This window comes from Streptococcus mitis (assembly GCF_022137125.1).
Classification (GTDB): Bacteria; Bacillota; Bacilli; order Lactobacillales; family Streptococcaceae; genus Streptococcus; species Streptococcus mitis_CE.
This window is the reverse complement of record NZ_JAKNEQ010000002.1, coordinates 141,906-155,997: the sequence shown is the minus strand read 5'-3', so window position 1 is coordinate 155,997 and position 14,092 is coordinate 141,906. Positions and strand designations below refer to the sequence as shown.

General features: G+C 41.2%; 10 protein-coding genes. 3 read left to right on the top strand and 7 right to left on the bottom strand.

Annotated features, from left to right (window positions below):
• Positions 1–124 precede the first annotated feature (124 nt).
• The 4 genes from L0P31_RS02715 to L0P31_RS02700 all read right to left on the bottom strand — a co-directional run bounded on the left by L0P31_RS02715 (position 125) and on the right by L0P31_RS02700 (position 4,200).
• Entirely contained in the window at positions 125–955 is an 831-nt protein-coding gene (locus L0P31_RS02715; RefSeq protein ID WP_084930408.1) for an energy-coupling factor transporter transmembrane component T family protein, read from the bottom strand.
• Positions 940–2,622 (bottom strand): ABC transporter ATP-binding protein, encoded by a 1,683-nt coding sequence (locus tag L0P31_RS02710; RefSeq protein WP_238095630.1) that lies wholly within the window; start codon positions 2,620–2,622, stop codon positions 940–942. Before L0P31_RS02710 ends, L0P31_RS02715 begins: the two co-directional genes overlap by 16 nt.
• A 168-nt stretch (positions 2,623–2,790) precedes the next feature.
• Positions 2,791–3,336 carry an ECF-type riboflavin transporter substrate-binding protein gene (locus tag L0P31_RS02705; protein ID WP_033689391.1) on the bottom strand — a complete coding sequence of 182 codons (546 nt, stop codon included), beginning with the start codon at positions 3,334–3,336 and terminating at the stop codon, positions 2,791–2,793.
• A 15-nt stretch (positions 3,337–3,351) separates the two neighbouring features.
• The gene (locus L0P31_RS02700) at positions 3,352–4,200 is read right to left on the bottom strand and encodes an SAM hydrolase/SAM-dependent halogenase family protein (RefSeq protein WP_001063590.1); all 849 of its coding nucleotides are present in this window, start codon (positions 4,198–4,200) and stop codon (positions 3,352–3,354) included.
• A 188-nt stretch (positions 4,201–4,388) separates the two neighbouring features.
• Here L0P31_RS02700 and trkA point away from each other — a divergent pair, with 188 nt between their 5' ends.
• Both trkA and L0P31_RS02690 read left to right on the top strand, forming a co-directional pair.
• Positions 4,389–5,738: a Trk system potassium transporter TrkA gene (gene trkA / locus L0P31_RS02695; RefSeq protein ID WP_024056705.1), complete on the top strand. Its 1,350-nt coding sequence runs from the start codon at positions 4,389–4,391 to the stop codon at positions 5,736–5,738.
• A gap of 3 nt (positions 5,739–5,741) precedes the next feature.
• The gene (locus L0P31_RS02690; RefSeq protein WP_238095628.1) at positions 5,742–7,181 is read left to right on the top strand and encodes a TrkH family potassium uptake protein; all 1,440 of its coding nucleotides are present in this window, start codon (positions 5,742–5,744) and stop codon (positions 7,179–7,181) included.
• A 335-nt stretch (positions 7,182–7,516) separates the two neighbouring features.
• Here L0P31_RS02690 and pflB read toward each other — a convergent pair whose 3' ends face one another.
• A complete protein-coding gene (gene pflB / locus L0P31_RS02685; protein WP_049532477.1) occupies positions 7,517–9,832 on the bottom strand; it encodes a formate C-acetyltransferase in 2,316 nt (771 codons plus the stop codon).
• A 238-nt stretch (positions 9,833–10,070) separates the two neighbouring features.
• Between pflB and dinB the strand changes: the two genes are divergently transcribed.
• The gene (gene dinB / locus L0P31_RS02680; RefSeq protein WP_238095626.1) at positions 10,071–11,132 is read left to right on the top strand and encodes a DNA polymerase IV; all 1,062 of its coding nucleotides are present in this window, start codon (positions 10,071–10,073) and stop codon (positions 11,130–11,132) included.
• 146 nt (positions 11,133–11,278) lie between these two features.
• On the opposite strand, the gene L0P31_RS02675 is transcribed toward dinB, so the two are convergent.
• Entirely contained in the window at positions 11,279–12,124 is an 846-nt protein-coding gene (locus tag L0P31_RS02675) for an undecaprenyl-diphosphate phosphatase (protein ID WP_203175561.1), read from the bottom strand.
• Between the two features lie 60 nt (positions 12,125–12,184).
• Complete coding sequence (locus L0P31_RS02670) at positions 12,185–14,074, bottom strand: DUF2207 domain-containing protein (protein WP_238095624.1); 1,890 nt, start codon at positions 14,072–14,074, stop codon at positions 12,185–12,187.
• Positions 14,075–14,092: the final 18 nt, after the last annotated feature.

Below are 14,092 nucleotides of genomic sequence, written 5' to 3'. Positions count from 1 at the left end.
GGTTAAGGCATCGTTAACTTACCTCACAACAGGTTTGAAGTAAATCAGCGAAACTACTTTCTTAGTATAACACTTTCAGAATCATTGTCAATAGAAACGACTTGATTTTTTCAATTTTTTCAAGCTATTTCCAAGGGTTGTAAAATCGTCCCTGATTCTGCAAGATAAGTAGTAAACTAGCTACTAAAAACAAGGCTGCCAAGAGCAAGGTAAGATAATCTCCTTTTTTCAAGGCCTGATAACTATACCAAGTGCGTTTTTTCTCTTTCCCAAAGCGCCGAAGCTCCATGGCGGTCGCGATGGTATCAATGCGTTCTAGCGAGCTAAAAATCAAGGGAGTAATAATGCGCAGATTGCCTTTGATTCGTTGCATAAGAGAAGCTTTCTTGGATAATTCCATCCCACGCGCTTCCTGAGACATCTTGATAGTAAAGAATTCTTCCTGCAAATCTGGAATATAGCGTAAGGTCAGGCTGACTGAATAGGCAATCTTGTAAGGCACACCAATTTGATTTAAACTGGAAGCAAACTGACTAGGGTGGGTTGTCATCAAAAAGATAATAGCCAGAGGAATAGTGCAAAGGTACTTAATGGCCAGATTTAGCAGATAAAAGAGCTCTTGACTGGTCAGAGTGTAGGAACCGATTCCCTGCCAAATCACACTTCTCTCTCCGTAAAGTCCAACCCCATACTCGGGAGAAAAGAGATAGACCATCAAAACGTTTAAAACAGCAAATACCGTCGCAAAAACTGCTACAAAGGAAACATCTTTAAAGCGGATTTCTGACAAATAGAGGAGAAAGACCGAAAAAATAGCAATCAGAACAAGCAGTCTGGTATCATAGCTAATCATGGCCGCCAATGATACAAGGATGAAAAAGAGGAGTTTACCAGCTCCTGACAAGCGATGAATCACAGTATCTCTATGCTGGTAACCGATTAATTTAGCTTGCATCCTTCTCTCCTTTCTTTATAAAATGCCGTTAAAGCAAGTGGATCCACGTCTAGTTTCTTGGCCAAGTTGAAGATTGAAGTTTCTTTTAGATTGGCTTTTACTAACAGCTCAGGATTGCTCAAAAGACTAGCTGGATCAGTATCGGCAATCAGTTCCCCATCCACCATGACAAGAGCTCGGTCTGAATAATCCAGCATCAATTGCATATCATGAGTAATCATGACAATGGTATGCCCTTTTTGATGCAACTCTTCGAGAAATTCCATAATCTCAGTATAGTTCTTCTGGTCCTGACCTGCAGTCGGTTCATCTAGGAGGATAATTTCAGCTCCTAAAACCAAAATCGATGCAATAGTGACACGTTTTTTCTGACCAAATGACAGGGCAGAAATGGGCCAATTACGGAATTCATAGAGACCGCAGATTTTCAAGGTTTCATAGACTCTCGTTTCAATTTCCTTCTCATTCACACCTCGCAAACGGAGCCCTAGAGCCACCTCATCAAAAATCATATTGGTTGAAATCATTTGATTAGGATTTTGCAGCACATAGCCTACTCGTTCCGCCCGTTCTGCTACCGAATCTCCTTTTATATCCTGCTCTTCCCAAAGATAGCGGCCTTCCGTCTGGATAAAGCTACTTATGGCCTTGGCTAGAGTTGATTTCCCTGCTCCATTTTTTCCGACAATGGCAATCTTTTCACCCTTTTTAATATCTAAATAAATGGATTTTAAAATCGGTCTATCATCATAAGAAAAAGACACATCCTCTAATTTAAAGAGTGACTGCAATTCTGGGGTTTCTTTTACCAGTTCCGTCCGCAACTGAATCTGGCCTTTTGAGATAGACAAGTTATCCAGATTTGCTAATTGTTCTTCCTTGGCTAAATCCACACCCAATTGACGGAGAGTGGTTAGATAAAGGGGTTCTCGAATTCCATTTTGGGTCAATAAATCAGTCGCCAGTAGCTGGTCAGGGCTCCCATTAAAGAGAATACGACCATCATTGATCAAGACAATCCGATCCACAGGGCGATGCAGAACATCCTCCAAACGATGCTCAATAATAAGTGTCGTCGTTCCCTCTTCCTTATGAATCTGGTCAATCAATTCGATAATATCCTGACCTGACTTGGGATCCAGATTGGCAAGTGGCTCATCAAACAAAAGAATCGGACTCTCATCAATCAAGACACCAGCCAGACTGACCCGCTGCTTTTGTCCACCTGACAAATCCTGAGGACGCTGAGACAGTAAAGAAAGAAGGTCCAGCTTTTCAGCCCATTTATGAACACGGCTTTTCATCTCTTCTAAACTTGTTACATCATTTTCTAGAGCAAAAGCCAAATCTTCTGCCACAGACAGACCGATAAACTGCCCATCAGTATCCTGCAAAACTGTACTGACCAGATGAGATTTATCGTAGATGCTCATATCAAATGCTGCTTGCCCCCTGATCAAAAATTCTCCAGATGTCTGACCCTTGTAAATATTGGGAATAATCCCATTCAAACATTGACCCAAGGTCGACTTACCTGACCCAGATGGCCCAACAATTAAGACTTTCTCTCCCTTATAAATGGTCAAGTCCACTCCTTGCAAGGTTGGTTCTTGTTGCGTTTCATACTGGAAAGAGAAATCCTTCCACTCAATTATAGCTTCTTTCATCTTACTCTCTTCATTCGCTTCTTAGACTTCTATTTTATCATAAATCTACCCCTTCTTGCAGTCTCTTCTCTTAAAATCTTAGCGCCAACAAGATTCCTATCATAGCTTGCTTGCCTAACTAATCAATAAACATCGAAAAAGACTGGTTGTCCAGCCTTTTCTCTTATGTTAATCCTTTTTCAAACTTCCTGAACGAGTCTGCGTACGTGAATAAGCTAGCAAGAGAAGGGTACCTGCGATAGCTACAGTTACAGCATTTGCAATTCCCGCAACAATCCCTTGGGCAAATACTTTTTCTGCCGCTTCTTGATAAATCACAACATCTCCAAGTGGTGCCAAGACACCCCAAACAAGAGCATTTGCAACAATCTGAATGAGGTTAAAGAAGACAATATCCTTCAACTCAAAAACACCCTGTGTTACTCGAATGTATTTTCTAAAGAGTCCGACGGCTAGACCAAAGAGACCACTAGCAATAATCCAAGTCCACCATAGACCGTAGCCAGCAAGAGAGTCCTTCACTGCATGCCCAATTAAACCAACAAGTAGTCCCACTAGAGGGCCAAAAATAATAGACAAGAGGCTCTGTACCGCATACTGAAGCTGGATGCTTGTATTTGGAACAGGCGTTGGAATACTGATCATCCCGATGACAACAAAGAGCGCAGCTCCAACACCGATAGCAACAACTTGTTTAATTGATTGATTTTTCATCTATATTCTCCTATTTTATGATTCTATTTTCTTTATTTCAATGGTCCAAGATGAACCGACACCCACATTATAGGCCTTGGCAAAGGAACCTTGGTTGATAGCCAGACCTAAACGATAGAGAGAGTTGATGTAAAGGATGGGTTGCCCAATTCTCACATCTGCAAATGATTTGCCATAAACAACCTGATTTTGATAGACCAGCATATCAGCGTGATAGATAGTCACTTCAAAACGGTCACCGAATGCTGGTTCCAGCTTGTAAAATTCTTCTCGCGTGATAGAGGTCCAAAGCGAACCAAAACGCACATCCAGAATATCAATAGCTCCCTTCACCAGATGATCTTCTATGATTGTCTCTACGACTGGAAGCTCTACAATCTGATCCACACTGAGCTCTGGCCCCACTTCCTCAAAACTAATGTGACCACTGGCTAGTTTAGCACCAGTATAGGCATAGACATCACGACCGTGGAAGGTATAAGAATGCTCTGTATTTTGACGTCTATTGGCCACTTCAGAAATCTCACGAATAGCTACAATGCCAACGTGTTTCTTGATAAAAGAAAGAGTCCCATTGTCTGGCGTGACAATATATTGATTTTTTGCAGTCTTGGCAACCACACTCTTACGTTTCGAGCCGACACCTGGATCGACCACCGATACAAATGTCGTTCCCTCAGGCCAGTAATCCACCGTCTGAAAGAGACGATAGCTCCCCTCAAAAATATTATAAGGCGTGATATCGTGCGTCAAGTGATGAATTTTTAAGGTGGGAGACTCTTCTAAAGCCACTCCAATCATAGCCGATACCGCACCATCAACCAGACCAAAGTCTGATTGTAATACCAGTAAATTATTATTCATTTTATCTCCTTGTATATCCTTTATCATACCATATTTCAGAGAAAGTCGCTAATAGCTATTTCAATTGATTAGGGTATAGTTTTACCTTATAGCAAATTTCCTACTAAAAGCTCTTGTTATTAGCTAGTAGGTGCATTTTTTCTTGAAAAAAGGTATGATAGTTACATCATGAAAAAGTAGGTTTTATTATGAAAATTATCCTTGTCGGAGGGGGAAAAGTTGGTTCTGCCCTCTGTCGCTCCTTGGTTGCAGAAAAGCATGATGTTTTGCTGATTGAGCAAGACGAAGCTGTTCTCAATCATATTGTTAATCGCTTTGATATCATGGGTATCCTTGGTAACGGGGCCGATTTTACCATCCTTGAGCAAGCCAGTGTCCAGGATTGTGATATCTTTATCGCCCTGACTGAATACGATGAAGTGAACATGATTGCAGCCGTTCTAGCCAAAAAAATGGGAGCTAAAGAGACCATCGTTCGGGTGCGGAACCCTGAATATTCTAACTCTTATTTCAAGGAAAAGAATATTCTCGGTTTTTCTCTTATCGTTAACCCTGAGCTCCTGGCTGCCCGCGCTATCGCGAATATCATTGACTTCCCCAACGCCCTCTCTGTCGAACGTTTCTTTGGTGGACGCGTTAGCCTCATGGAATTCACTGTTAAATCTTCCAGCGGTCTTTGCCAAATGCCCATTTCTGATTTTCGTAAAAAATTTGGCAATGTTATTGTCTGCGCTATAGAGAGGGATCATCAAATTATCATTCCAAGCGGTGACATGACCATACAGGATAAAGATAGAATCTTTGTCACTGGTAACCGTGTTGATATGATGCTCTTCCATAATTATTTTAAATCTCGTGCCGTGAAGAGCCTTCTTATTGTTGGAGCTGGTAGAATCGCCTATTATCTACTAGGTATCCTAAAAGACAGTCGTATTGATACCAAGGTTATTGAAATCAATCCTGAAATCGCTAGCTTCTTTAGCGAGAAATTCCCAAACCTCTACATCGTTCAAGGAGATGGTACCGCAAAAGATATCCTGCTGGAAGAAAGTGCTCAAAACTATGATGCCGTTGCGACTCTAACAGGGGTTGATGAGGAAAATCTGATTACCTCTATGTTCCTTGACAGGGTAGGTGTACAAAAAAATATCACCAAGGTCAATCGTACCAGTCTCCTCGAAATTATCAATGCGCCTGATTTTTCAAGTATCATCACACCTAAAAGCATCGCTGTAGATACGATTATGCACTTTATTCGTGGTCGGGTTAATGCCCAGTATTCAGACCTTCAGGCCATGCACCATCTAGCCAATGGCCAAATCGAAACCCTGCAATTTCATATCAAGGAAGCTAATAAAATGACTTCCAAACCTCTTTCTCAACTAAAACTAAAAAAAGGGGTTCTTATAGCAGCCATCATTCGAAAGGGCAAGACTATTTTCCCTACTGGGGAGGATATGTTGGAAGTTGGAGACAAGCTCCTAGTAACAACCTTGTTGCCAAACATCACCAAGATTTATGACTTGATCGCGAGGTAAGAAATGAATAAAAGTATGATTCGTTACCTCCTTTCAAAATTACTTTTGATTGAAGCTGTTCTTCTTTTGGTTCCTGTGTCTGTCGCTGTCTATTACCGTGAATCGAGCCAAGTCTTTACGGCCCTCTTTTCAACAATAGGGATTCTCGTATTACTAGGCGGTTCAGGAATTTTACAAAAGCCCAAAAATCAACGGATTTATGCCAAGGAGGGAGTCTTGATTGTTGCCCTCTGTTGGATCCTTTGGTCCTTCTTTGGCGGTCTCCCCTTTGTTTTTGCTAAGCAAATTCCCAGCGTTATCGATGCCTTTTTTGAAATCAGTTCTGGCTTTACAACTACTGGAGCAACTATTCTGAACGACGTTTCGGTTCTCAGTCGTTCCCTCCTCTTCTGGCGAAGTTTTACCCACTTGATTGGAGGGATGGGAGTGCTTGTTTTTGCACTTGCTATTATGGACAATGCCAAGAATAGCCACCTAGAAGTGATGAAAGCTGAGGTTCCTGGCCCTGTTTTTGGCAAGGTTGTATCCAAACTCAAAAATACTGCCCAGATTCTCTATCTCCTCTACCTTGCTCTCTTTTCCCTCTTTGTCATCATCTATTATCTAGCCGGCATGCCCCTATTTGATAGTTTTGTCATTGCTATGGGGACAGCGGGTACCGGAGGATTTACCGTCTATAACGATGGAATTGCCCACTATGGTAGCTCACTGATTACCTATCTGGTTAGTATCGGAGTTTTGGTTTTTGGGGTAAATTTCAATCTCTACTACTACCTCATGCTCCGTCGCGTCAAGGCCTTCTTTGGAGATGAAGAACTCCGAGCTTACTTGGTAATTGTTCTGCTTTCTACAGGCTTGATTAGCCTCAATACTCTCTATCTCTATCCAGGATTTTCAAAGAGTTTTGAAATGGCCTTCTTCCAAGTTTCCAATATCATTACGACGACTGGTTTTGGTTACGGGGATATTACCAACTGGCCCCTCTTCTCCCAATTTATCCTTCTCTTCCTCATGGGAATCGGTGGTTCTGCTGGCTCAACCGCAGGTGGACTCAAGGTTATTCGAGGCCTCATCCTTTCAAAAATTGCTAAAAACCAAATTTTGTCAATCCTATCGCCCCACCGTGTTTTGACCCTCCATGTTAATAAAACGGTGATTGACAAAGATACCCAGCATAAGATTCTCAAGTACTTTGTCATCTATTCTATGATTTTGCTATCCCTTATCTTTATTATCAGCCTAGATAGCAATGATTTTCTAGTCGTTACCAGTGCTGTCTTTAGCTGTTTCAATAATATCGGACCTATTCTAGGAACCACTTCTAGTTTCTCAATCTTTAGTCCTATCTCAAAAATTCTCCTCTCCTTTGCAATGATTGCAGGGCGCTTGGAGATTTATCCAATCCTACTTCTCTTTATGAAGAGAACTTGGTCTAAGAGATAAAATACAACCACACCTTGTAAACCTACAAAGTGTGGTATTTTTATTTTCATACTCTTCGAAAATAAAAATACCACGTCAGCTTCGCCTTGCCGTATATGTGTGACTGACTTTGTCAGTCTTATCTACAACCTCAAAGCGGTGCTTTGAGCAACCTGCGGCTAGCTTCCTAGTTTGCTCTTTGATTTTCATTGAATATCAAATACCTCCCGCAACTCAACAAGTATCTTTGAATCCCGGTCAGACATTTCAATACCTGACTTAAGGAATTTAATAGTCCAAAAAATAACCCTCAGTCGTTTGACCGAGGGTTCCTTTTCCTTATTCAAGTTAATTGATTAGCTCAATGCATCATCCATTGAAAGAACTTCGTGGAAGACACGTTGTGTCAATTCAGTTTTTTGTTCTGGAGTGAGGTATTTAGTGTTTACACAGTATCCAGAGATACGTACGATAACGTCTTCACCTGACATGATCTTTTCGTAAACATCGTTCAAGTCCATAACGTTCAAGTTAACGTGTTGTCCACCGTTTTCGAAGTAACCATCAAGGATTGTTACCAAGTTATCAACTTGTTCGTCACGAGTCTTACCAAGCGCGCGAGGTGAAACTTGTGTAGTCAATGAGATACCATCAGCTGCGTAACTAAAGTCAAGGCTAGAAAGTGAGTTCAAGTTTTGCAACCATCCACCTTTAGCTTTGTTAGATGGGTTAGCACCTGGTGAGAAGAATTCAAGTTTAGACAAGTTGACAGAACCATCTTCGTTGAGGTATACACCTTTGTGGACTGGTGAGTTACCAGTTTGTTTAGAGTAAGCAACATTAGATGTGATTGTCAAAAGTGATACTGTAGCTTCTGCGTCTTTGTAAAGTTTGTGGCTACGTAGACGAGTTGTGTAAGCTTCGATCAACCATTCTGCCAATTCGTTTGAACGTGGGTCATCTTCACCCCAACGTGGGTATTCACCGATTGTTTCGTAATCGTAGATGTAGCCATTTTCGTCACGGATTGGTTTAACTGTAGCGTATTTGATAGCTGACAATGTATCAACAGTGTTAGCAAATCCACAGATACCGAATCCCATGTTCGCACGTTGTTTAGTTGGCAAGAAGGCCATTTGAACAGCTTCGTAGTTGTACTTATCAGTCATGTAGTGGATGATGTTCAAAGCATCTACGTAAGTGTCAGTCAACCAGTCAAGAGATTTTTCAAAGTTAGCTTTAACTGATTCAAATTCAAGAACTTCGTCACGGATTGGTTCGATGTCAAATACTTTGTAGTCTTTGTGAACATCGTCGTAACCACCGTTCAAACCAGTAAGAAGGGCTTTCAATACGTTTACACGAGCACCGAAGTACTGGATGTTGTGGCGTTGTTCTTCATTTTCTGGGTCAAGTGGAGACACACAGCATGAGATACAGCTCATTTCACCATATCCGTCTTTAGCCATTGTTGTTACACCTTCGTATTGGATAGAAGAGTGTTTGTGGCTCATGTGCATACAGTAGCGACGGAAGTTGTATGGCAATTTGTCAGTCCAAAGAACTGTCAAGTTTGGTTCTGGTGAGTTACCGATGTTGTCAAGAGTGTTCAAGAAACGGTAGTCCATCTTAGTAACACGGTGACGACCGTCGTTACCCATACCAGCCATAGAAGTTGTGATGAAAGTTGGGTCACCTGAGTACAATTGGTCATAAGCTTTAGTACGAGCAAATTTAACTGTACGAAGTTTCATAACGAAATCATCAACGAATTCTTGGATTTCTGATTCAGTAAATGTACCACGAGCCAGGTCACGTTCTGCAAAAATGTCCAATACGATTGGTACACGACCTAGAGATGTAGCAGCACCGTTGATAACACGGCAGACAGACATGAAGGCGATATTAACCCATTGGATTGCTTCTTTAACGTTCATCGCTGGTTTGCGAACATCAACTCCGTAAAGGTCACCCAAGCGAACAACTTGTTGCAATGCTTGGTATTGAAGGTTGATTTCTTCACGAAGACGGATTGTTTCTTCATCGATTTCTTCAATTGCATTCCAGTCGTTTACTTTTTCTTGCATCAAGTAGTCTGCACCGTAAAGAGCAAGACGTGCGTAAACACCGATAATACGTCCGCGTGAGTATGCATCTGGAAGACCAGTTACAGTGTGAGCGTGACGAGCGCGACGAATGTTTGAAGTGTAAGCGCGGAAGATACCGTCGTTAACTGTTGTTACGTATTTAGTGAAGATTTCGTGAACAGCTGGGTCTGGTTCGTATCCATTTTCTTTCAAAGTGGTTTCAGCCATACGGATACCACCTTTTGGCATGAAGTTCAATTTGAAGAGTTCGTCATTTTGGATACCAAAGATAACTTCGTTTTCTTTATCGATAAATCCTGCAGGGATATCAGCGATAGAAGTTGGACGAGTGTCCATTGGGAAACGAGTTTCTTCGTAGTGAGCCTTAGTTTCTTCTACAATTTTTTTGATGTGAAGTGAACGTTCTGTTGGTCCTGCAAGGAAGCTTTCGTCTCCGTCATAAGGTGTGTAGTTAGCTTGTACAAAGCGTGACACACTTGCTTTTTCTTTCCAATCTACGCCTTTGAAGCCTTCCCAAGCTTTGTCAAAAATATCTTGTGCTTCAACAACTGTCTTAACAACCATGTTAATGTCCTCTTTTTTCTTTCTAGTAACATCCATCTGTTACATTCATGAGACAAGTATACCATACAGTAACCGATTTCAACAAGTGATAAATCCCTATTTTTACACTTTCTTTTCTAAAACAGTCTATATTTTATCCCAAACTGTATTATATTTTTGAAAAAATTAAAGCCTTTTTTCTTTTTTTCAGAAAAAAGGGTATAATAAAAGAAAATAAGCAGTAAAAAGGGGACCAGACATGTTGATTTTTCCTTTATTAAATGATTTGTCAAGAAAAATCATCCATATTGACATGGATGCCTTTTTTGCTGCGGTCGAAATCAGAGATAATCCTAAACTCAGAGGAAAACCTGTCATTATCGGTAGCGACCCTCGACAAACAGGTGGGCGTGGTGTCGTTTCCACTTGTAGCTATGAGGCGCGAGCTTTTGGTGTCCATTCAGCCATGAGTTCCAAAGAAGCCTATGAACGTTGTCCTCAGGCCGTCTTTATCTCAGGAAATTATGAAAAATACAAAGTCGTGGGACTCCAGATTCGAGCTATCTTTAAGCGTTATACAGATTTAATAGAACCCATGAGCATTGATGAAGCATATTTGGATGTGACAGAAAATAAACTCGGTATCAAGTCAGCAGTCAAAATCGCTCGCCTCATTCAAGAGGATATTTGGCAAGAACTCCATCTAACTGCTTCTGCTGGCGTTTCCTACAACAAATTCTTAGCTAAAATGGCTAGTGATTATCAAAAACCACATGGTCTGACAGTGATTCTACCTGACCAGGCTGAGGACTTTCTCAAACAAATGGATATTTCCAAGTTTCATGGAGTAGGAAAAAAGACGGTAGAACGTCTTCATCAAATGGGCGTTTTTACCGGCGCTGATTTGCTTGAAGTCCCTGAGGTAACCCTAATAGACCGTTTTGGCAGGCTGGGCTATGACCTTTATCGAAAGGCTCGTGGCATCCACAATTCCCCAGTCAAATCCAATCGTATCCGTAAATCAATCGGGAAGGAGAAAACCTATGGGAAGATTCTACGTGCTGAGGAAGACATCAAAAAAGAGCTGACTCTCCTATCAGAAAGAGTCGCTCTCAATCTCAGTCAACAAGAAAAAGCTGGAAAAATTGTCATTCTGAAAATCCGCTACGAAGACTTTTCAACTCTGACTAAACGAAAAAGTCTGGATCAAAAAACGCAGGATGCTAGTCAGATCAGCCAAATAGCCCTGCAACTCTATGAAGAGTTGGACGAGAAAGAAAAAGGCGTCCGCCTGCTGGGGATTACCGTAACTGGATTTTAAAGCTCAATGAAAATCAAAGAGCAAACTAGAAAGCTAGCCGCAGGCTGCTCAAAACACTGTTTTGAGGTTGCAGATAGAGCTGATGCAGTTTGAAGAGATTTTCGAAGAGTATAAAACCTTGAAGAGTTGCCCCTTCAAGGTTTTTCTTATACAAATAAACGGACAAAGCTGTAAAGTAGTAAGACACTACCAAGCACGATACGGTATTTACCAAAAAGGGTAAAGTCGTGTTTTTTTACATAGCTTGTCAAGAAACGAATAGCGACCATGCTGACTGCAAAGGCTACTCCCATCGCAACCAAGAGCAAGAACAATTGCCCAAAACTCAAGAGCTGTCCTGCTTTCACAAATTTGAAAATCTTTAAGGCACTAGCTCCAAACATAACAGGAATTCCAAGATAGAAGGTAAATTCTGTCACAACTGAACGACTGGTTCCATTCAACAAACCACCGACAATCGTTGCACCAGAACGACTGGTTCCTGGTAAAAGGGCAAGAACTTGGAAGAGTCCGATATAGAAAGCTGTCGTATAAGGAAGCTTGTCCAACTCTGTTACACTTGGCTCGATAGCACGCGCTTTGTTTCGCTTTTCCAAATAGATAAAGGCAATCCCATAGATAATCAACATAAGAGCAACAGAAACCATGTTATGGAAGTGGGTATCAAACCAATCATCAAACTTAAAGACGGCAAGTAAAGGCAAAGTTGCAACCAAGACCTTCAACCACAATCTCCAAGTCTTACGAACTTCCTGCTTGTCCTTAGTCGGTTTGAAAGGATTGAGCTTGTTAAAGTAAATAACCATGACTGCTAAAATAGCACCAAGCTGAATCACGACATTAAACATGGACATAAAAGCTTCATTCTGATTTTGGTATTGGATAAACTCCTCTGCTAAAATCAAGTGACCTGTACTGGAAATCGGCAACCATTCCGTAATTCCTTCAACAATACCGAAGAAGATAGATTTTAAAATTTCAATAAGATACATAGATTACTCCTTTTTCTATCTTCCATTATAGCATATTTTTTCAGCCAGTGATAGCTCTCTTTAAAAGGCGCCGATACTGCCGCCACCTCCGCCTCCAGAGAAACCACCGCCAGAACTTCCACTTCCAGAAGATACGGAGTAGGTACTTGCTGTATTTGCGACACTAGCATAATGGCTCATTTGCGCGCTTGAATGATAAAACATACTGTGCCAGCCATAAGCTACATATAGATTGATATCTGGATTTTCCACTTGAATCTGATGAACCTTCATCAAATGGCTGACCTTGTCCGCATAGCCAAATAAGGTCGCATAGACCAAGAGGCGATTCCAGACTACAATACTTTCCAATTCAGCCTGATCCAATCGTGCAATCTCACGCAACATATTTTCAAAACTGGTCCAGAGATAGTAGACTTCTGCCCCTGCTTCATTTAGGACACCATCACGATTATCTAGACGAAGCTTCCAATAATAGAAAACAGCCAAAACCAAACCTAGAAAACCAAGTATTGGCAAGAGGAGGTAAAGATAGCCATAAACATCCAAACTGTACAAGAACAAACCAAATCCGATAAATAGGGGCAAGATAGTCAAGACCCCCATACCCACTTGCAAGGCCTTTTCCCCACCAGTTAAAGGACGATAATAATCTGGGAGCCCCCAGAAGGAGACTCGATTTCTCACCCCTTCTTGCATCTCTTTCAATACTTCTTCAAAAGAAGATTTGAGCTGACGCCCTCTTGCTTGAATCCGTTTTTCATCAGCAGCTTTGGCTCCACGATAAAGACTATCAGATACCTTGTAATCCGCAAACAAATTGGAAAGAGTTTCTTCTTTTTTGCCTGAAAAAGCCAGATTTAGACAGTCTTTCTCAAAGCTTGACAAACCATCTTCTTTTACTAGCCTCAAACCAACTGCATCTCCTTCTGAAATGATAGAGACATTTCCACGGTCTATCACATCTAGCAAGGTAGCTTGAATAAGTTGATCAAAGGTAAATTTACCTGCTCCCTTGACCAAGGGACTCACTTCCTCCAAGGAGGTCGAGTAGACTGCCTCTGATAAAACCATAGGCTCTAATTCCATTGGTGGTTCATAGAGACGATGATTTTTGGCATATTTGACTGAAGGAGTGGTCTTTCTTCTATAGATGAAAGAGAAGCAAACGCTCAATAACAAGGAGATAGAAAGTATCGAAGGGAAGACCCAAGTAACGAGTTGTTTACTTTGCTCTTTTTCTTTAAAAATCGAGTCTTCTATCTTATTAAACTCTTCTAAACGATTCCCTTTCAATCCCTGATCCCTAGCGCTAGCAAAATCGGTCCGAGGCCAATAGGCATGTAACTCAACTCCACGCTTAGCCGGAAGATTGTCTAAACGGATAGTATAATCAAGGTTACTCTTTTCAATCGTTCCCTCTCTAAAAAGTTTCCCTGTATGGAAAAAGAGTTTTTCAGCCCCCTTGTCTCCCCTTACATGAAATTCAAACTTTCCAATAGTCCCTGAACTATCTGTTAAAGGTTGCCAATTTAATTCAGCAATATCATCATATAGGAAAAGCAAATTCTTTAAGTTCCAGACGAGGTCAACTTCAACTGTGTCGCCTTCTTGACCTGGATTATAAACTTTAACAGTATAACCATCTGCTCCTTCTATCACTTCGCTAGTAACATCTGTCAGTTCAGCACCGTTTTTCGCGGCCTGAACCTTTGGATGAGGATCAATGTCAAATCCGCTAGGCATCTTGCCAGCACGTCCAAGTCCCACAATTTGACCCTTAAAGTCCTCCTCAAACTGGTAAACTATCTTCTGTCTAAATTCTGCCGTATTGTCTGCATGAATATACAAATCTCCTTGATAAGAGTTTATCTTGAAATCAATGGCAAAAACAGAGAGTGGAAACATACAAAACAAACAAAATAACAGCAAGAAAAAAGTTTTTTTCATCAACTAAGTCCCCTTTTT

Bases quoted from the DNA above. Each gene is read 5' to 3' on its own strand.
- dinB (WP_238095626.1), top strand. From the start codon at position 10,071: ATGTTGATTTTTCCTTTATTAAATGATTTGTCAAGAAAAATCATCCAT.
- L0P31_RS02710 (WP_238095630.1), bottom strand. From the start codon at position 2,622: ATGAAAGAAGCTATAATTGAGTGGAAGGATTTCTCTTTCCAGTATGAA.
- L0P31_RS02675 (WP_203175561.1), bottom strand. From the start codon at position 12,124: ATGTATCTTATTGAAATTTTAAAATCTATCTTCTTCGGTATTGTTGAA.
- pflB (WP_049532477.1), bottom strand. From the start codon at position 9,832: ATGGTTGTTAAGACAGTTGTTGAAGCACAAGATATTTTTGACAAAGCT.
- L0P31_RS02700 (WP_001063590.1), bottom strand. From the start codon at position 4,200: ATGAATAATAATTTACTGGTATTACAATCAGACTTTGGTCTGGTTGAT.
- L0P31_RS02690 (WP_238095628.1), top strand. From the start codon at position 5,742: ATGAATAAAAGTATGATTCGTTACCTCCTTTCAAAATTACTTTTGATT.
- L0P31_RS02715 (WP_084930408.1), bottom strand. From the start codon at position 955: ATGCAAGCTAAATTAATCGGTTACCAGCATAGAGATACTGTGATTCAT.
- L0P31_RS02670 (WP_238095624.1), bottom strand. From the start codon at position 14,074: ATGAAAAAAACTTTTTTCTTGCTGTTATTTTGTTTGTTTTGTATGTTT.
- trkA (WP_024056705.1), top strand. From the start codon at position 4,389: ATGAAAATTATCCTTGTCGGAGGGGGAAAAGTTGGTTCTGCCCTCTGT.
- L0P31_RS02705 (WP_033689391.1), bottom strand. From the start codon at position 3,336: ATGAAAAATCAATCAATTAAACAAGTTGTTGCTATCGGTGTTGGAGCT.